We start from the raw sequence: 17,623 nt of genomic DNA, 5'->3' as shown, positions 1-17,623 counted from the left end.
CACTAACCGGCGGCAGGCGCCACGCGCAGTGGAATCGTCACGGGTCCGTCGTTCACCAGGTGCACCTGCATGTCGGCTGCAAATTGACCGGTGGCCACCTCGGGATGGGCAGCGCGGGCCCGTTCCACCAGGTAGTCATAGAGCCTGCGCCCTTCATCCGGGGCCGCCGCCTGCGTAAAGCTCGGGCGGTTGCCGCCGGTGGTGTCGGCCGCCAAAGTGAACTGGCTGACCAGCAGCAGGCCGCCGGCCCCGCCGTGGCCGTCCAGGTCCTGCACGCTCTTGTTCATCTTGCCGGCGTCGTCTGAGAAGATGCGCAGCTTCAGGATCTTGGCCAGCAGCTTGTCGGCCTCGGCCTCGGTGTCGCCGCGCTCGGCGCACACCAGCACCAGCAGGCCGGTGCCAATGGCGCCCACGACCTGCCCGTCCACCTCCACGCGCGCCTGTCGCACGCGCTGCAACAGGCTGATCATTCGTCGCCAGTCACCAGCCGCGCCTTCACGGCCTTGCCCTTGACCCGGCCCTGATTCAGCCGCTGTGCAGCCTGCGCACCAATGGCGCGGTCCACCGCCACATAGGTGGAAAAATCGTTCACATTGATCTTGCCGATCTGCTCGCGGGTGTAGCCCATCTCGCCCGTCAGCGCGCCCAGCACGTCGCCCGCGCGGATTTTTTCCTTGCGGCCGCCGATGATCTGGATGGTGACCATGGGCGGCACCAGCGGGCCGCTGCCCGTGGGCGTGAGCTCGGCCACCGGAAACCAGCGCGACTCGCGGCCCTGCAGCACTTCGATCTTGCCCACGCTGCCCATTTCGTCCATGCTGGCGAGGTTGAGCGCCAAGCCCTCGGCGTCGCCCCGGCCGGTGCGGCCGATGCGGTGGATGTGCACCTCGGGGTCGGGCGTCACGTCCACATTGATGACGGCGGCCAGGTTGGCAATGTCGAGCCCGCGCGCAGCCACGTCGGTGGCCACCAGCACCGAGCAGCTCCTGTTGGCAAACTGCACCAGCACCTGGTCACGTTCGCGCTGCTCCAGCTCGCCATACAGCGCCAGGGCGCTGAAGCCATGGGCCTGCAGCACGCCCACCAGGTCGCGGCATTGCTGCTTGGTGTTGCAAAAGGCAATCGACGATTCGGGTCGGAAATGGTTGAGCAGTTGCGACACCACATGCAGGCGCTCGCTGTTCTTCACTTCGTACCAGCGTTGCTCGATCTTGCCCTCGGCATGCTGGGCTTGCACCGTGATCTGCACGGGGGTCTTCATGAACTGGGCGCTGAGCTTGGCGATGCCCTCGGGGTAGGTGGCCGAGAACAGCAGGGTCTGGCGCTCTTTGGGGCACTGGCGCGCCACGGTGGCGATGTCGTCAAAGAAGCCCATGTCGAGCATGCGGTCGGCTTCGTCGAGCACCAGGGTGTTGAGGGCTTCCAGCGAAAGGTGCTGGCGCTCCAGGTGGTCCATCACGCGGCCGGGCGTGCCCACCACGATGTGCGCGCCGTGCTCCAGGCTCAGTGTCTGCGCGCGCAAGGGCACGCCGCCGCACAGGGTCACGACCTTGATGTTTTCTTCGGCGCGTGCAAGGCGGCGGATTTCGGAGGTCACCTGGTCTGCCAGCTCGCGCGTGGGGCACAGCACCAGGGCCTGCACCGCAAAACGGCGGGGATTGAGGTTGGCCAGCAGGGCCAGGGCAAATGCAGCAGTCTTGCCGCTGCCGGTGCTGGCCTGGGCGATCAAATCCTTGCCCAGCAAGGCGGGGGGCAGGCTGGCCGCTTGTATGGGCGTCATCTGCATGTAGCCCAGCTGCTGCAAATTGGCCAACGTGGCCGGGCTCAGGGCCAGCGCGCTGAAATCAGTGCTGGCGGCGTTTTCTTTGGAGGTCATGGCCCGATTATCCGGTGCACCCCCTGGGTCGGCGATGCCGGCACCCGCCAGAGGGCTACTGCAGCGCCAGCACGCCTACAAAGGCCAGCGTGTGCGCCACGATACCCGGCGCCACGGCCAACGCGTAGCGCCAGCCACCACTGGCCAGCGCCACTACGCACTTGCTGCCCGCATGCACCAGCAGCGCGGCCATCAGGGCCGATGCGATGGCGGGCCCCGCTGCGCTGCCCGGCGCACCGCGCACCAGCACCGCTGCCGTGGCGGCATGCACATCGGCCAGGGCTGCCAGCAGGGTACCGGCCAGCATGCCCGCATCGCCCTGCCACGCCGTCAGCAGGTGCACCCCCACCTGGATGCCTGTGAGCAAGACGGCAATGATCAACGCGTCACGCAACTTGAACATGGGCGTGTCGGGCAGCATGCCGGCAACCGCCTCGGTGCCGTGCGCAGGCGCGGGCACCATCCGTTGCGTTGCGCTGACCCGAGCACCCCACCACCCCAGGGCCGCCGCCACGCAGCCCCCCGCCAGGGCGGGCAGCCACAACCGCGCCAGCCACTGCGGCTGCACCGTGGCGGCCACCACCACGATCTGGACCATGGTGGCCACGCACGACAGCAGCGCCGCCCCCGCATTGACGCGCGGCGCAACCTTCCCGGCGCGCACCTCCATCCCCAGACTGGCGATGGTGGCGGTGCTCGACACAAACCCCGACGCCAGCGCCGACAGCGCCACCGCATGGCGCGCCTGCATGAGGCGCTTGGCCACATGCGCCAGCGACTGGATCACCAGCAACACAATGACCAGGCGCACCACCACCTGCGGGTTCACCCCCCCTTGCCACAGGGGCGCGTTAGGAGCCAGCGGATACACCAGCAAGGCCAGCGCGGCCAGAATGAGCCCGCTGCGCACCTCGCCAGGCTGCAGCCACTGATTGGCAAACTGGTGCAAGACTTCGCGCAGCGCCAGCAGCCCCGTTACCACCACGGCCAGGGCGGCGGCCAGCAACTGGTCACGCGCGCAGGTCACCCCGATCAGGTAGGCCAACAAAAAGGCGACCTCGGTGGTCACCCCCGGGTCGCCCGAGCGGTCCCGTGCATAGGCCACCACGGTCAGGACTGCCACCAAGGCAGCCCCTACCACCACCAGGGCTGGAATGGCGATCAGCGCGGCAGCGGCACCGGCGATGGACACCAGAGTGAATGACCGGACCCCGGCCAACGACCGGTAAGGCCCCTCCCCCTTGCGGCGCTCCCGCTCGATACCCATCAGCAAACCGCAGCCAGCGGCACTCGCCAGCACGGCCAGCGCCGTAGAAAAATCTGCCACATCCTGCATAGTGTTTTTGTGCCTTTCTTGTAAGCCCCTGCCGCATGGTGACAGAAAGAGAAAGGGCGGCTGCGCCGCACTGTCACGCGGTCCCCATGCGCTTGTGGACAATAGCCCCATGCCCCAGATCCCCGACTTCATCGCCCCCACCCGCCACACCGACCCGGCCGACGCCCTGGCCCAGGTGCAGCGCATCTACCAGCAGCAAATCGGCCACCTGCGCGCCGCAATGCAACGCTTTGTGGCCGGCGACACCCCGCCAGCCCCTGTGCGCGCTTTCTACCCCTTCGTGCGCGTGCACACCAGCACCGTGGCGCGCGCCGACAGCCAGCTGGCCTATGGCTTCGTTGAAGGCCCCGGGCGCTACGAAACCACACTTACGCGGCCCGACCTGTTTGCCGACTACTACCTGGAGCAGTTCCGCCTGCTGCGCCATAGCCACGGCGTGGACCTGGAAGTGGGCACCAGCGCGCACCCCATCCCCATCCACTTCTCGTTTGCCGAGCACGACCATGTGGAGGGCCAGCTCAGCGCAGAGCGCCGCATGCTGATGCGCGACCTGTTCGACCTGCCCGACCTGGCCGCCATGGACGACGGCATCGCCAACGGCACCTGGCAGCCACGGGCCGGCGAGGCGCAGCCGCTGTCGCTGTTCACCGCGCCGCGCGTGGACTACTCACTGCACCGCCTGCGCCACTACACCGGCACGCAGCCCGAGTGGTTCCAGAACTTCGTGCTGTTCACCAACTATCAGTTCTACATCGACGAGTTCGTGCGCCTGGGCCACGCCGAAATGGCCAAACCCGACAGCGAATACATCGCCTTCATCGAGCCGGGCAACGTGGTCACGCGGCGCGTGGGCCTCGCCGCCGAACCAGGCGACGAACTGGGCACCCCGCCGCCGCGCCTGCCGCAAATGCCGGCCTACCACCTGGTGCGCGCCGACCGCAGCGGCATCAGCATGGTCAACATCGGAGTGGGCCCGGCCAACGCCAAGACCATCACCGACCACATCGCCGTGCTGCGCCCGCACGCCTGGATGATGCTGGGCCACTGCGCCGGCCTGCGCAACACGCAGCAGCTGGGCGACTACGTGCTGGCCCACGCCTACGTGCGCGAAGACCATGTGCTCGACGAAGAGCTGCCGCTGTGGGTGCCCATTCCCGCCCTGTCCGAAATCCAGGTGGCTCTGGAGCAGGCCGTGGCCGACATCACGCGCATGGGCCGCGACGAGCTCAAGCGCATCATGCGCACCGGCACCGTGGCCAGCACCGACAACCGCAACTGGGAGCTGCTGCCCAACAACCTGCCCCAGCGGCGCTTCAGCCAAAGCCGCGCCGTAGCGCTGGACATGGAAAGCGCCACCATCGCGGCCAACGGCTTTCGTTTTCGGGTGCCCTACGGCACCCTGCTGTGCGTGAGCGACAAGCCCCTGCACGGCGAAATCAAGCTGCCCGGCATGGCCAACCACTTCTACCGCGAACGGGTCGATCAGCACCTGCGCATCGGCATGCGCGCCATCGAGATCCTGCGCAGCGGCGGCGTGCAGCGCCTGCACAGCCGCAAGCTGCGCAGCTTTGCCGAGGTGGCGTTCCAGTAAACCGCGCGAGCGGCGGGCGGGCAACAACGCCGTCACCGAAACCCTCGTTCTGGATAGCTGCTCGCGCTGGCACAACCAATGCAGCTGGGCTGCTTTCATCCCACCCCCGCCGACTCCCGCGACCCAGCCCGGGCGCCCGCCAGATCGCACACAATCAGTCCATGACGGACCTCTTCGCAGCATCGCAGCTGAGCAAACGCTATGGCGACACCACGGTGGTCAACGATGTGTCGTTTGCTATTGCCCCCGGCGAGTGCCTGGGCGTGATCGGCCCCAATGGCGCCGGCAAGACCACCACCATCCGCATGTGCCTGGGCCACACCGCCCCCGACAGCGGTAGCGTGCAGTTTTTCCCCGGGGCGGACACGGCCCCGCTGCACATGCCCCGCGATGCCCTGGCCATCAAGGCCCAGCTGGGCGTGGTCACGCAGTTCGACACGCTCGACCCGGATTTCACCTGCGCCGAGAACCTGCGCGTGTTTGGCCGCTACTTCGGGCTCAAGGGTGCGGTGATGGACGAGCGCGTGCCCCGCCTGCTGGAGTTTGCGGCCCTCACGCACAAGGCCAACGCCAAGCCCGGTGAGCTGTCGGGCGGCATGAAACGGCGCCTGTCGCTGGCCCGCGCGCTGGTCAACGACCCGCGCCTGCTACTGCTTGACGAGCCCACCACGGGCCTCGACCCGCAGGCCCGCCACCTGATGTGGGAACGCCTGCAACTGCTGCTGCAGCAGGGTAAATCCATCTTGCTCACCACGCATTTCATGGACGAGGCCGAGCGCCTGTGCTCGCGCCTGCTGGTGCTGGACCACGGCCGCAAGATCGCGGAAGGCCGCCCGCGCGAGCTGATCGCCCAGCACCTGGAGCCCGACGTGGTCGAGGTCTATGGCGTGGGCGCCGTGGCCCTGGCCGAAGACGCCGCCCTGCGCGTACTGGCCGCCCGCGTGGAGGTCAGCGGCGAGACGGTGTTTTTCTACACACAGAACGCGCAGCCGCTGCTGCAGGCGCTGGGGCAGCATGGCCACCTGCGCACGCTGCACCGGCCGGCGAACCTGGAAGACCTGTTCCTCAAGCTCACCGGGCGGCAGATCCGGGAGTGAGGGAGTGATGCGTTGGCACTGGGGGAACGCCGCTCATCGGGCCTTCAATCACTCCTGATTCAATAGCTACTAGCGCTTATGGAATAAGTGCTAGAGGCCAATTTCACTTAGATTTCGCCTCATACCTTGCGTGGCTTGACCCTGCTGGCGGCCAGCTTGGCGTTGGTGCGCGCCGTGTCCACATCGGCCGCTCGCGCCAGGGCCACACCCATACGGCGCTTCACAAAACTCTCGGGCTTGCCGAACAGGCGCAGGTCGGTGCCCGGCACCCGCAGGGCTTCTTCCACGCCGTCGAACACGATGCCCTGTGCTTCCACACCGCCATAGATCACGGCGCTGGCGCCGGGATTGCGCAGGCTGGTGTCCACCGGCAGGCCCAGGATGGCGCGGGCGTGCAGCTCGAACTCGCTCTGGTGCTGGGTGCACAGCGTGACCAGACCGGTGTCGTGCGGGCGGGGGCTCACTTCGCTGAACCAGACGTCCTGGCCCTTGACGAACAGCTCCACGCCAAACAATCCCTGGCCGCCCAGGTTGTCGGTCACGGCCTTGGCGATCTGGCGCGACTTTTCGAGCGCGGCAGGGTGCATGGGGTGGGGCTGCCAGCTTTCCACATAGTCGCCGCTCACCTGCACATGGCCGATGGGGTCGCAGAAGTGGGTCTCGATCTGGCCGTCCGCGCCCACCGCACGCACGGTGATCTGGGTGATTTCGTAATCGAAGTCGATGAAGCCCTCGACGATCACGCGGCCGTGGCTCACGCGGCCGCCGGCCATGGCGTAGTCCCAGGCGTTTTGCACGTCAGCCGGGCCGTCGATCTTGCTTTGGCCCTTGCCGGAGCTGCTCATCACCGGCTTGACGATGCAGGGATAACCGATGCCCGCATCAATGGCGACCTGCAGTTCTTCGAGCGAGTTACAAAACTTGTAGGGGCTGGTGGGCAGGCCCAAGGTTTCGGCGGCCAGCACGCGGATGCCTTCGCGGTCCATGGTCAGGCGGGCGGCGCGGGCGGTGGGGATCACGCGCACGGTGCCAGCGGCTTCCAGCTCTTCGAGCATGGGGGTGGCGATGGCTTCGATCTCGGGCACCACCAGGTGAGGGCGCTCGGCCTCGATCAAGGCCTTGAGCTGGGACGGGTCGCTCATGGTGATGGTGCGCGCGTGGTGGGCCACCTGCTGGCCGGGCGCGTTCTCGTAACGGTCCACCGCGATGGTTTCGACGCCCAGGCGCTGCAGCGCGATCAGCACTTCCTTGCCCAGCTCGCCCGAGCCCAGCAGCATGACTTTGGTGGCATGGGGGGACAGGGGGGTTCCGAGGGTGGTCATGGTGGGGGCTTTCGAGAAGGTGAAAAAGTCGGTAGGTGGCTGGACGCAGGCGACTTTAATGCACCCGGGCGCAGAACTTGCAATCGCCCTGGCATGCCCCCACCGCCCATGCCCTCCCCTCCCAGCACGGCCCGCTCGCACAGCCCCACCGACTGGCACGCCCAGGAGCTGCTGCTGATGCGCGAGGTGATGCGCCTCATCGGTCGCAGCCTGGCGCCTGGCCTGGTGCTGCGCGAGATGCTGCACCTGATGAGCGAGCTGCTGGGCCTGAACCGGGGGCGCATCGTGCTGGTGGACGAAGCCCCTTCCGCCGTTGGTGCGCCGCGCACCGCCTCCATCCAGCACGCCTACGGCCTCACCCAGGCCGAGGTGCAGCGTGGACACTACGCCTGGGGCGAGGGCATCACAGGCCGCGTGCTGGCCACGGGGCAGCCTGCCATCGTGCAGGATATCGATGCCGAGCCCTTGTTCCTGGCACGAGCAGTGGCACGCAGCCAGCTGCCACCCGAGACGGTGGCCTTCATCGCCCTCCCCATCGAGGTCAACAACGCGCCCATTGGCGTGCTGGCCTGCCACCGCATCCGCAGCCGCCAGCGCCACCTGAACGACGACCTGGCCGTGCTGCGTGTGCTGGCCACGCTGGTGGGGCAGCTGCTGCAGCTGGAAGCCCTGGTGGCCGAGCAGACGCGGCAACTCCAGGCACGCAACGCCGTTCTGGCCAATGCGCTCAACACCAAAAGCGCGCGCTACGGGCTCATCGGCAGCTCGCCGCCGCTGCTGCAGGCATTGAGCGAACTGGAGCGCGTGTCGCAAACCCAGGCCACCGTGCTGCTGCTAGGCCAGTCCGGCACGGGCAAGGAGCTGTTTGCGCGCGCCGTGCACCTGGCCAGCGGGCGGCGCGACCGGCCTTTCATCAAGGTCAACTGCTCGGCCATCCCCGATGCGCTGTTTGAGTCCGAACTGTTCGGCTATGAAAAGGGCGCGTTCACCGGCGCCAGCACGGCCCGCGCGGGCTGGTTTGAGCAGGCCGACAGCGGGACCATCTTTCTGGACGAGATTGGCGAGCTACCGCTGGCCATGCAGTCCAAGCTGCTGCGCACGCTGCAGGAGGGCACGCTGGTACGCCTGGGCGGGCAGCGCGAGGTGAAGGTGAACGTGCGCCTGGTGGCGGCCACCAACCGCGATCTGGCGCAGGAGGTGGAGGCCGGAAACTTTCGGCAGGACCTGTACTACCGGCTCAACGTGATTCCCATCCGCCTGCCATCGCTGGCCGAGCGGCGCGAGGACATCCGTGCGCTGGCGCTGCACTTTGTTAGCCGCGCCAACCAGGCACACCAGCGCAACGTAAACCTGTCACCCGACGCACTTGCCCGGCTTGAAGAACACCCCTGGCCCGGCAACATCCGCGAGCTGGGCAACGTGATTGAACGCCTGGTGCTGCTAGCCAACGACACGCTGGTGGCGCGGGCTGAGCTGGACCGGTTTCTGCCCGCTGCCACGTCTGTGGCTTTGCCTCCCGCTGGGTTGCCCGCAGCGCCGTACGAAGCGGCAGTAACCCCGGCTCCCCCTGCAGCGCCGCTGGTGCGCGACTACCACCCGGCCCAGTCCCACAGCGCCCAAGTACTGCAGACCGCACTGGCCGAACACCACGGCAACCAGTCGCGCGCGGCGCAGAGCCTGGGGCTGACGCTCCGGCAATTCAGCTACCGGCTGCATAAAGCGGGATTGAAGTGACGCCAGACACTGTGTCGACAATTTGTAGACACAGTGTCTGGCGCGGCCTGCTCCATGCAGGCCTCCCACACATGGCAGCACGCCACTCACTATTAAATTGATAGCTCTCAGCGCATATTCCACTAGCGCTACCGGCCATTTTTATTCAAATTCCCCCATACAAAGCGCTCTGGCACGCCTGTTGCGATAAGGAGGGCAGGCATCCCGCCCACCACCGCATCGAAAGGTTTCCCATGAGCACCATTACCGCCTCCGACGCCATCCTCATCTCGCCCACCCAGCTACAGGCCCTGCAAGCCGCGGAGCCTGTGGTACTGATCGACACCCGCGACGCTGATACCTATGCCCTGGGGCACATCCCCGGCGCAGTCAATTTGCGCGAGACCTTCACCTACCTGGCCACCTCCACACCCCAGGGGCTGCAAGAACTCAAGGACACCTTTGCCGCACACCTAGGCGCCATCGGCCTGTCGGGTGCGGAAACGGCGGTGTTTTATGAAGATGCACTGAACAGCGGCTATGGCCAGTCGTGCCGGGGCTACTACCTGCTGACCTGGCTGGGCTACCCCAAGGTCAAGGTGCTCAATGGCGGCTACTCGGCCTGGAAGGCCGCAGAGCTGCCCACCTCCACCGAAGACGTGGTGCCCACACCGGCCATCTTCCCCACCGACCTGGCCACCACCGATGTGATGCTGACCAAGGAGGACGTGATCGAGGCCCTGGGCACCGACACCGTGCTGCTGGACGTGCGCGATGTGGACGAGTGGATTGGCGACAGCTCCAGCCCCTATGGCAAGGACTTTGCGCCGCGCAAGGGCCGCCTGCCGGGCGCCAAGTGGCTGGAGTGGTACCGCTTTATGAAGCCATCGGCCCAGGGCCCCGTCTTCAAGTCGCCCGACGAAGTGCGCGCTGAATGCGCCACGGCGGGCATCAGCCCTGCGGACACGGTGTATCTGTACTGTTTTAAAGGCGCGCGTGCGTCCAACACCTTCCTCGCGCTCAAGCAGGCAGGTTTTGCCGATGTGCGCATGTACTTCGGCTCGTGGAACGAATGGTCGCGCGACGACAAGCTGCCAATTGAAAGCGGGCTGCCGCTGGTCAAGTTCCCCAGAAAGCCTGCGCTGGCACTGGCAGCCTGAGCCCCGTGTGCCTTTGCAGCGGGCGTGGCCCGCTGCGATCCCTCCATTTCATTTTTCTCTGCCTCCACTCTTTTTTCTTTAAGGAATACCATGTCCACCGATCTGCTGGAACCCTCTGCCCCCGTCACCACCGTGCACACGCACCTGCGCCCCATCGACCGCGACGGGCTCATGGCCTTTGCCGACAAGGGCCGCAACAACCCTGCGAGCCGGGGCACCAACAAGGTCCACACGGTGATGGAAGGACAGTACCGCTCGCTAAGCTATGTGGGCAACCATGCGCCAGTGGTGGTGGACGAGCCTCTGCACTTGTTCGGGCAGGACACGGCACCGGCTCCTGGCGAAATCGTGCTGTCGGGCCTGGGCGGCTGCCTGGCCGTAGGCATCACGGCCGTGGCCACCTGGAAGCAGGTCAAGCTCAGCAAGATCGAGGTCTTCATGGAAGGCGACATCGGCAACCCGGCCGCCTGGGGTGCGGGTGGTGCGTTGCAGAAGACGCCACCCGAGATGGGCTTCCAGGCCATCCGCGTGAAGGTGCTGGTGGAGGGCGATGCGCCGCGCGAGGTGCTGGACGAGATCGTGCAGCACGCCAACTTCTACTCGCCCGTGGCCAACAGCATGCGCAACCCCATCCCCTTCGAGATCAGCCTGGCTGATTGAGGGCGCCCCATACCTGACCAACCGTTCCCCGCGCACCCAAGGAGCCCCATGAACCCCGCCGATCTCCCTCCTCAACTCCACCTGAACGGCGCCCTGCGGGGCGATGCGCTGCTGGCCGCCGTGCGCCAGATTGCCCAGGGCCCGCTGGCCGCGCAGGTGGAGGCGATTGACCGCACCGGCTACTACCCCTGCGCCGAGCTACAGCAGCTGGCCGCCGTGGGCGCGATGAGTGCGCACCTGGACAGCACGGCCGGCCCGGCCGACTACGGCCTGGCCATCCGCGCCATGGCCGAGGCCTCGCGCGTGTGCGGCGCCACCGGCTTCATGATGTGGTGCCAGGCGGTGTGCGGGCTGTACCTGCAGCAGTCGGGCAACCCCGCGCTGGTGGGCGATGTGCTGCAGCGCCACGCCAGCGGCGCAGGCATGGGCGGCACGGCGCTGTCGAACCCCATGAAGAGCTACGCGCAAATCGAAAGCCTGTTGCTCAAAGCCACGCCCGTGGAGGGTGGCTACCTCATCAACGGCACCCTGCCCTGGGTGAGCAACCTGGGTCCTGACCACTACTGCGGTGCGATTGCGGCGGTGGTGGAGGCGGATGGCGCGGCCAGCCAGCGCGAGGTGATGTTCCTGCTGCGCTGCAATGCCCCTGGCGTGGAGATGCGCGAATGCCCCAGCTTCTCGGCCATGGAAGGCACGGGCACCTATGCGTTGCGGCTCAAGGACCATTTCATCAGCACGGCCGACATCATGGCCGCCCCCACCCGCCCCTTCATCGCGCGCATCCGTGCTGCGTTTGTGATGCTGCAATGCGGCATGGCCGTTGGCATCACCCAGGGCGCCATCGACTCGATGTGGGCGGTGGAAGCCCAGTTGGGCCACGTCAACCAATTCCTGGAAGACCGGCCCGATGCGCTGCAGACCGAGCTGGACGCGCTGACCGCACGCGTCATGCAACTGGCTCAAACCCCTTTCGACACCAACACTGACTTCTTCATCGACGTGCTGGACGCCCGCGCCCATGGCGCGGAGCTGTGCCTGCGCGCTGCCCAGTCGGCCCTGATGCACCAGGGCGCGCGCGGCTACCTCATGAGCTCGGACGTGCAGCGGCGCGTGCGCGAATCACACTTTGTGGCCATCGTCACGCCCGCCATCAAGCACCTGCGCAAAGAAATTGCCCGGCTCAGCACCGAGGAGATGCCCGCATGACCCCCTCTACCACCACGCCACTGGCTACTTCCAAGTTTGAATTGAGCGCAGCGTCACTGGCGCTGTGCGAAGCGTTCGCCGATACAGCCGCTGTGGCCGATGGAGCTGCTACAGCGCCCTGGAAAAGCTACATCTGCAACGCCTGCGGCTACATCTACAACGAAGTCGACGGCGACCCCGATGGCGGCCTGCCACCCGGCACGCGGCTGGCAGACATTCCCGACGACTGGGCCTGCCCGCTGTGCGGTGTGACCAAGGCGGACTTTTCGCCGTATGAAGCACCCACCCTGGAAGCGCTGCGTGCGCTGGCCAGCGCGGCGCCACCCACCATCCGCCTGCGTGGCGAACCGGGTGTGGTCATCGTCGGCGCGGGTCGCGCCGGCTGGCAACTGGCCGAAACCCTGCGCCTGTACAGCGCCACGCTGCCCATCACCATGGTCACCGCATGTGCGGGCGACCGGTACGACAAGCCCTTGCTATCGGTCGCCATGGCGCGCCAACTGGACCCGCAGGCGCTGGTGTCCGAAACCGGACGCGATGCGGCGCAGCGCCTGGGCATCACATTGCTGGCCCACACCCATGCGGTGCGCATCTGTGCCGATACGCAACAGCTGCGCACTACCCGGGGCGCACTGCACTACGGCCACCTTGTGCTGGCCCATGGTGCGCAAGCGGCCCTGCCCCCTGGACTGTCACCCCAGATGTGCTGGCGCATCAACCACCTGGACGCCTACCAGCGCCTGCGCCAGCAGCTGGGCGACCAGCCCAAGGACGTGCTCATCATTGGCGCGGGCCTGGTAGGCAGCGAGCTGGCCAACGACCTGGCCCTGGGCGGCCACCGCATCACGCTGCTGGACACAGCCGCAGAACCGCTGGCGCGCTGGCAGAGCCAGCAAGCGGGGCCTCAGCTGCTTGACGCCTGGAAGGACCTTTCCATCCGCTTTGAGGGCGGCCTACAAGTGCAGCAGGTGGAACGCATAGGCTCTCAATACCGCGTCAGCACCACCAGCGGGTCACGATTTGCTGCCGACGAAGTGGTGGTAGCCGCAGGCCTGCTGCCCCACCATCGCCTGGCGCAGAGTGCAGGACTCGATTGGGCCAATGGCATTGCGGTGAACGCAGAAACCCTGCAAACCAGCGTGCCCCGCATCCATGCGCTGGGCGATTGCATCAGCATCGACGGGCAATGCAGCCGATTCATCGAACCGATTGCCCGCCAGGCGCGCACATTGGCTGCTGCTGTGCTGGGCCAAGATGCCAGCCCTTATGAACACCGGGCTGCAGTGGTGCGAGTGAAGACCACCACCCGGCCGCTGACGCTTCATTGAAAAAGGGACTCCGTTCCCAAGTGCCGGGCGCGAAATTTTTTTGCGCCCGGCTGGCTTTCAAAACGGCATTGTGGTGAGTGCTCATGGCAGCAGCACGAGATGCGGCTGTCTTTTCAACCCACCGGCACAGACAAAACGCCATGAACATCACCCCGTCCACCGTTTCCGGCCTGATCCCCTGGCCAGCACGATTGCCACCGCCATATTGCTCGACCAGCTGCTGCTCGATGAGGTTTTGAAGGGCTGCGTGGCCCCGCGACCGCATGCACCACGGCCAACAAGGTCAAGCGCCAGATCGTGAAGCACCAGGTCAATTGCATCTTTAGGAAGGCTGCGTAAGCGCCTGTTCAAAGGCCTTGCAGCTGTAACCCGCCTGGTAACAGCTGGATGCGCCCCTGCCGGGCAACCCGGCAGGGGCTATGGCGACACACTCGCACCGCCCAAACCAGTAACCGCCGCACTGGCGGTGCCCCCTCGGGGGAAGGCGCAAAGCGCCTCAAGGGGTCGATCAATACGATTTATACGGCAGGAATTTGCCAGACAGCACCACATTCACGCGATCACCGCTGGGGTTGGCTTCCCGCTGGATGTCCATGCTGAAGTCGATGGCGCTCATGATGCCGTCGCCAAACTCCTCGTGAATCAATTCCTTGATGGTGGTGCCGTACACGCTCACCACTTCGTACCAGCGGTAGATCAGCGGGTCGGTGGGCACGGGCGTGGGCAGCGAGCCCTTGTAGGGCACCACTTGCAGCCACTTCTGCTCCTCGACGGTAAGGCCAAATATCTTGCCCAGGATTTTTGCCTGCTCGGGCGTGGCCGTCATCTGGCCCAGACACAAGGCCGTGGTCCATTCCTTGGACTGGCCGACCTTCTTGGCAATGGCGTCCCATTGCAGGCCCTTGGCGACCTTGGTGCTAATGATCTTTTCGGTAACGTCGTTGCGGTTCATGGTGATGGCTCCTTGAAAAAGAGTGGGTTAAAAGGGAGACGTATTTCGGCCGGGCTTTGGATGCAGTGGCTGAAACTGGCGCTACCCAGGCCAGGGCCGCCGTGCAAGGGCCGCCCCGCCGCACTGGCGGCGTCCCCCTGAAAGGGAAAAGGCGCGATGTGACTCGGGGGTGTTTCACGCTTTCGCTCGCGTCACCAGAAAGTCCACGATGTGGTTGCGCAGCGCGTAATAGCCATCCAGGTGGTGCAGACTGGTACGCGTGCGTTCACGCGGCAGTGGGTTGACGACCACCTCGGCGATGCCACCGGGGCGGTAGCCGTCGGGCGTCTCGTTGCCGTTGCTCATGAGCAAGATGCGGTCGGCCAACAGGATGGCTTCGTCCACATCGTGGGTGATCATGAATACCGTCTGCTGGGTCTGACGCACGATGGTCATCAGCTCATCCTGGATGGTGCCCCGCGTAAGCGCATCGAGCGCGCCGAATGGCTCATCGAGCAGCAGCATCTTGGGCTGGATGGAGAAAGCGCGCGCAATGCCTACGCGCTGTTTCATACCACCCGACAGCTGCGAGGGCTTCTTATCTATCGCTGGCAACAGGCCCACCAGCGCCACGAACTTCTCCACATGCGCGTCGACCTGGCTCTTCTTCCAGTCGGGCCAGCGCGACTTGACGGCGAAGGCGATGTTCTGACGCACGGTGAGCCAGGGCATGAGCGCATGGCTCTGGAATACCACGCCCCGGTCCAGGCTGGGGCCGGCCACTTCGCGACCGTCCATGATGACGGTGCCCGAGGTGGCAGTGTCGAGCCCCGCCAGCACATTCAGGATGGTGGTCTTGCCGCAGCCCGAGTGGCCAATGATGCATACGAACTCGCCCTTGTCGAGCGTGAACGACACGTCGGCAAACACCGGTTTGGCGGGCACAAAGGCCTTGCTGAGTCGGTCGATCTGGAGGAAGCCTTGGGTCACGGCATAGGCCTTTCGTTGCAGGGCATTGGAGCTGGAAACAGCGGGACGCTGGGCGACATCACTCCACATAGGTCACCACCTTCTGCAGTTGGCCAAACGCCAGGTCGAGCAACATGCCCACCACACCGATCACCAGGATGGCGAAAATCACATTGGTGAGCGACAGGTTGTTCCACTCGTTCCACACGAAGTAGCCAATCCCCGTGCCGCCCACCAGCATCTCGGCGGCCACGATCACAAGCCACGCAATGCCCATGCTGATGCGCATGCCCGTGAGGATGGTGGGCGCTGCGGCGGGCAAGATCACCAGAAAGGCCTTGCGCAGCGGGTTGACCTGCAGCGTGGCCGACACGTTGAGCCACTCGCGCTTGACCGATGCCACACCAAACGCTGTGTTCACCAGCATGGGCCACACCGAGCAGATGAAGATCACGAAGATGCCCGAGATGGATGAGTCCTTGATGGTGTAGAGCGCGAGCGGCATCCACGCCAGCGGGCTGATGGGCTTGAGCACCTGGATGAACGGATCGAACGCGCGCCGCAGCAGCGGCGACATGCCTATGACGAAGCCCAGCGGTATCGCCACCAAGCAGGCCAGGCCGAACCCTAGCGCCACGCGGCCCAGCGAATGCGCGAGCTGGATGGCGATGCCCTTGTCGTTGGGGCCGTTGTCATAGAACGGGTTGGACACATGCCCCCACACGGTACGGCCCATCTCTGCCAGTGATGGGAAGCCGCTGCCCTTGGCGCTGGCGCCTGGATCCTTGCCCATCATCTTGGCGTACTCGATCTGCTCGGCGGTCATGCCTGCCGTGCTGGTGCCCGCGCCCGAAGAAGCGGTGGCGATGTACCAGATACCCAGCAGAGCCAGGAAAATGAGCACGGACAACAGGCCCGCGCGCAGGTTGAGGTTCTTGGCGGGAGTCATGTCATGCCGCCTTGCGGATAGGGAAGCTCTTTGCGTACTCGCTCGCCTTGGCGGCATCGAATTCACGCCCCATGATCTTGAACTTGGGGTATGCGCCTTCGGGCGCCTTCTGGTCCAGCGCCTTCATCTGTTTTTTCGCATCGGTGATGAGGAACACCTTTTCGGCGATCTGCTTGTAGTCCACATCGCCCTTGATGTAGCCCCAGCGCTTCATCTGCGTGAGCATCCACACGGCCATGCTCTGCCACGGCATGGGGTCAAAGTCCACGCGGTCGGGCACGCTCTGGATCTTGCCCAGGCCGTCGGCGAACTTTCCGGTGAGCACCTGGTTGAGCACTGCCTCGGGCTGGTTCAGGTACGCCTGGGGCGCAATCACCTTGGCGATGAGCTCGCGGTTGGCCGGGTCGCGCGCCATGGCGGCCGAGGTGAGCACCGCGCGGTAGAGCGCGGCAAATGTGTTGGGGTTCTTCTGGATAAACTCGGTGCTGGTGCCAAAGGCACAGCAAGGGTGGCCGTTCCACAGGTCCTTGGTCAACAGATGAATGAAGCCGACCTCCTCGAACACAGCGCGCTGGTTAAAGGGGTCCGGGCCCAGGAAGCCGTCGATGTTGCCCGCGCGCAGGTTGGCCACCATTTCGGCCGGCGGCACCACGCGCAGCTGCACGTCGGTGTCGGGGTTCAGGCCCGCTTCTGCCAGGTAGTAGCGCAGCAGGAAGTTGTGCATGCTGTACTCGAAGGGAATCGCGAACTTGAAGCCCTTCCAGTTCTTGGGGTCACGGTTGTTCTTGTGCTTCAGGCTCAGCGTGATGGCCTGGCCGTTCACGTTCTGGATGGTGGCCACGTTCATGGGCGTGGCGTTGGAACCCAGGCCCATGGAGATGGCCAGCGGCATGGGGCTCAGGAAGTGCGTGGCGTCGTACTCCTTGTTGATCATCTTGTCTCGGATCAGCGCCCAGCCGGCCGTCTTGGTGACTTCGACATTCAAGCCCTGCTTGCTGTAGAAGCCCAGCGGGTGGGCCATGATGAGCGGCGTGGCGCAGGTGATCGGAATGAAGCCGATCTTGAGGTTGGTCTTCTCCAGTGCGCCCTGTTTCTCTTGCGCCATGGCCTGCATGCTGGCCACAGGCAGCACGCTGGCGATGGCCGCCATGGCAGTGCCCTTGCCCACCGCCTTGATGAAGCGGCGGCGCACTGCGTCTTGCGGAAACAGCGCCTTGACAAGGGTGGCTTCGATGAACTCGTTGCTGTAGAGCTCGAACTCGCGGGTCTCGCTGCGCTGGCGCAGGGTAGCTGCGGCGGCATCGGCCGACACCTCGGCGTGGTGGTCTGCCACCGTGTGGTCGCGGCCACAGCTGCATTTCAGCATCAACGGGCGGTCGGCATCGTAGGGCGAGAAGAATTCGGACATGGCACACCTCGAAGAAGTTGGTGCCAGGCGTTACGCAAAGCGCGGGCCAGTTTTTGCCGGTGCCGGCCCTCTGTCAT

At 65.6% G+C, this 17,623-nt stretch carries 15 protein-coding genes; 7 read left to right on the top strand and 8 right to left on the bottom strand.

The features are described from left to right. Nucleotides 1-2: 2 nt before the first annotated feature. Genes dtd through J8G26_RS03015 form a run of 3 tightly spaced genes read right to left on the bottom strand, consistent with a single transcriptional unit; the run spans nt 3 to nt 3,212 of the window. Nucleotides 3-470, bottom strand: a complete 468-nt coding sequence (gene dtd / locus J8G26_RS03025; RefSeq protein WP_087747729.1) for a D-aminoacyl-tRNA deacylase — start codon at nt 468-470, stop codon at nt 3-5. After that, nucleotides 467-1,876: an ATP-dependent RNA helicase DbpA gene (gene dbpA / locus J8G26_RS03020; RefSeq protein WP_210567874.1), complete on the bottom strand. Its 1,410-nt coding sequence runs from the start codon at nt 1,874-1,876 to the stop codon at nt 467-469. Before dbpA ends, dtd begins: the two co-directional genes overlap by 4 nt. A gap of 55 nt (nt 1,877-1,931) precedes the next feature. After that, nucleotides 1,932-3,212: a DUF4010 domain-containing protein gene (locus J8G26_RS03015; RefSeq protein ID WP_210567873.1), complete on the bottom strand. Its 1,281-nt coding sequence runs from the start codon at nt 3,210-3,212 to the stop codon at nt 1,932-1,934. A 109-nt stretch (nt 3,213-3,321) separates the two neighbouring features. Here J8G26_RS03015 and J8G26_RS03010 point away from each other — a divergent pair, with 109 nt between their 5' ends. Then, nucleotides 3,322-4,803 carry an AMP nucleosidase gene (locus tag J8G26_RS03010; protein WP_210567872.1) on the top strand — a complete coding sequence of 494 codons (1,482 nt, stop codon included), beginning with the start codon at nt 3,322-3,324 and terminating at the stop codon, nt 4,801-4,803. Nucleotides 4,804-4,964: 161 nt separating this feature from the next. After that, nucleotides 4,965-5,900 carry an ATP-binding cassette domain-containing protein gene (locus J8G26_RS03005; protein ID WP_210567871.1) on the top strand — a complete coding sequence of 312 codons (936 nt, stop codon included), beginning with the start codon at nt 4,965-4,967 and terminating at the stop codon, nt 5,898-5,900. A gap of 119 nt (nt 5,901-6,019) precedes the next feature. On the opposite strand, the gene purT is transcribed toward J8G26_RS03005, so the two are convergent. Continuing rightward, a complete protein-coding gene (gene purT, locus J8G26_RS03000) occupies nt 6,020-7,222 on the bottom strand; it encodes a formate-dependent phosphoribosylglycinamide formyltransferase (RefSeq protein WP_210567870.1) in 1,203 nt (400 codons plus the stop codon). Between the two features lie 108 nt (nt 7,223-7,330). Here purT and J8G26_RS02995 point away from each other — a divergent pair, with 108 nt between their 5' ends. The 5 genes from J8G26_RS02995 to J8G26_RS02975 all read left to right on the top strand — a co-directional run bounded on the left by J8G26_RS02995 (nt 7,331) and on the right by J8G26_RS02975 (nt 13,289). Beyond that, nucleotides 7,331-8,956 (top strand): sigma 54-interacting transcriptional regulator, encoded by a 1,626-nt coding sequence (locus J8G26_RS02995; protein ID WP_246881213.1) that lies wholly within the window; start codon nt 7,331-7,333, stop codon nt 8,954-8,956. 233 nt (nt 8,957-9,189) lie between these two features. Continuing rightward, the gene (locus J8G26_RS02990) at nt 9,190-10,095 is read left to right on the top strand and encodes a sulfurtransferase (protein ID WP_087747736.1); all 906 of its coding nucleotides are present in this window, start codon (nt 9,190-9,192) and stop codon (nt 10,093-10,095) included. A gap of 90 nt (nt 10,096-10,185) precedes the next feature. Continuing rightward, entirely contained in the window at nt 10,186-10,755 is a 570-nt protein-coding gene (locus J8G26_RS02985) for an OsmC family protein (RefSeq protein ID WP_008905298.1), read from the top strand. A 48-nt stretch (nt 10,756-10,803) separates the two neighbouring features. Further along, the gene (locus J8G26_RS02980; protein ID WP_087747737.1) at nt 10,804-11,961 is read left to right on the top strand and encodes an acyl-CoA dehydrogenase family protein; all 1,158 of its coding nucleotides are present in this window, start codon (nt 10,804-10,806) and stop codon (nt 11,959-11,961) included. Further along, the gene (locus J8G26_RS02975; protein ID WP_087747738.1) at nt 11,958-13,289 is read left to right on the top strand and encodes an FAD-dependent oxidoreductase; all 1,332 of its coding nucleotides are present in this window, start codon (nt 11,958-11,960) and stop codon (nt 13,287-13,289) included. Before J8G26_RS02980 ends, J8G26_RS02975 begins: the two co-directional genes overlap by 4 nt. Before the next feature lie 508 nt (nt 13,290-13,797). Here the strand turns inward: J8G26_RS02975 and cynS are convergent. The 4 genes from cynS to J8G26_RS02955 all read right to left on the bottom strand — a co-directional run bounded on the left by cynS (nt 13,798) and on the right by J8G26_RS02955 (nt 17,546). Continuing rightward, nucleotides 13,798-14,241, bottom strand: coding sequence for a cyanase (gene cynS, locus J8G26_RS02970; RefSeq protein ID WP_210567868.1), 444 nt, complete (start codon nt 14,239-14,241; stop codon nt 13,798-13,800). 174 nt (nt 14,242-14,415) lie between these two features. Then, nucleotides 14,416-15,279 carry an ABC transporter ATP-binding protein gene (locus J8G26_RS02965; protein WP_087747740.1) on the bottom strand — a complete coding sequence of 288 codons (864 nt, stop codon included), beginning with the start codon at nt 15,277-15,279 and terminating at the stop codon, nt 14,416-14,418. Beyond that, nucleotides 15,269-16,138 carry a nitrate ABC transporter permease gene (gene ntrB, locus J8G26_RS02960; RefSeq protein ID WP_087747741.1) on the bottom strand — a complete coding sequence of 290 codons (870 nt, stop codon included), beginning with the start codon at nt 16,136-16,138 and terminating at the stop codon, nt 15,269-15,271. Before ntrB ends, J8G26_RS02965 begins: the two co-directional genes overlap by 11 nt. A 1-nt stretch (nt 16,139) precedes the next feature. Then, nucleotides 16,140-17,546: a CmpA/NrtA family ABC transporter substrate-binding protein gene (locus tag J8G26_RS02955; protein ID WP_210567867.1), complete on the bottom strand. Its 1,407-nt coding sequence runs from the start codon at nt 17,544-17,546 to the stop codon at nt 16,140-16,142. Nucleotides 17,547-17,623: the final 77 nt, after the last annotated feature.

The sequence above is a fragment of the Acidovorax sp. JG5 genome (assembly GCF_017939685.1).
Lineage (GTDB): Bacteria > Pseudomonadota > Gammaproteobacteria > Burkholderiales > Burkholderiaceae_C > Acidovorax.
Note: the sequence above shows the minus strand (reverse complement) of the source record. Positions and strands in the feature narration are given on the sequence as shown.

What these genes read in the sequence shown, in the direction of transcription:
- dtd (WP_087747729.1), bottom strand. Translation starts at nt 470, where the DNA reads ATGATCAGCCTGTTGCAGCGCGTGCGACAGGCGCGCGTGGAGGTGGAC.
- dbpA (WP_210567874.1), bottom strand. Translation starts at nt 1,876, where the DNA reads ATGACCTCCAAAGAAAACGCCGCCAGCACTGATTTCAGCGCGCTGGCC.
- J8G26_RS03015 (WP_210567873.1), bottom strand. Translation starts at nt 3,212, where the DNA reads ATGCAGGATGTGGCAGATTTTTCTACGGCGCTGGCCGTGCTGGCGAGT.
- J8G26_RS03010 (WP_210567872.1), top strand. Translation starts at nt 3,322, where the DNA reads ATGCCCCAGATCCCCGACTTCATCGCCCCCACCCGCCACACCGACCCG.
- J8G26_RS03005 (WP_210567871.1), top strand. Translation starts at nt 4,965, where the DNA reads ATGACGGACCTCTTCGCAGCATCGCAGCTGAGCAAACGCTATGGCGAC.
- purT (WP_210567870.1), bottom strand. Translation starts at nt 7,222, where the DNA reads ATGACCACCCTCGGAACCCCCCTGTCCCCCCATGCCACCAAAGTCATG.
- J8G26_RS02995 (WP_246881213.1), top strand. Translation starts at nt 7,331, where the DNA reads ATGCCCTCCCCTCCCAGCACGGCCCGCTCGCACAGCCCCACCGACTGG.
- J8G26_RS02990 (WP_087747736.1), top strand. Translation starts at nt 9,190, where the DNA reads ATGAGCACCATTACCGCCTCCGACGCCATCCTCATCTCGCCCACCCAG.
- J8G26_RS02985 (WP_008905298.1), top strand. Translation starts at nt 10,186, where the DNA reads ATGTCCACCGATCTGCTGGAACCCTCTGCCCCCGTCACCACCGTGCAC.
- J8G26_RS02980 (WP_087747737.1), top strand. Translation starts at nt 10,804, where the DNA reads ATGAACCCCGCCGATCTCCCTCCTCAACTCCACCTGAACGGCGCCCTG.
- J8G26_RS02975 (WP_087747738.1), top strand. Translation starts at nt 11,958, where the DNA reads ATGACCCCCTCTACCACCACGCCACTGGCTACTTCCAAGTTTGAATTG.
- cynS (WP_210567868.1), bottom strand. Translation starts at nt 14,241, where the DNA reads ATGAACCGCAACGACGTTACCGAAAAGATCATTAGCACCAAGGTCGCC.
- J8G26_RS02965 (WP_087747740.1), bottom strand. Translation starts at nt 15,279, where the DNA reads ATGTGGAGTGATGTCGCCCAGCGTCCCGCTGTTTCCAGCTCCAATGCC.
- ntrB (WP_087747741.1), bottom strand. Translation starts at nt 16,138, where the DNA reads ATGACTCCCGCCAAGAACCTCAACCTGCGCGCGGGCCTGTTGTCCGTG.
- J8G26_RS02955 (WP_210567867.1), bottom strand. Translation starts at nt 17,546, where the DNA reads ATGTCCGAATTCTTCTCGCCCTACGATGCCGACCGCCCGTTGATGCTG.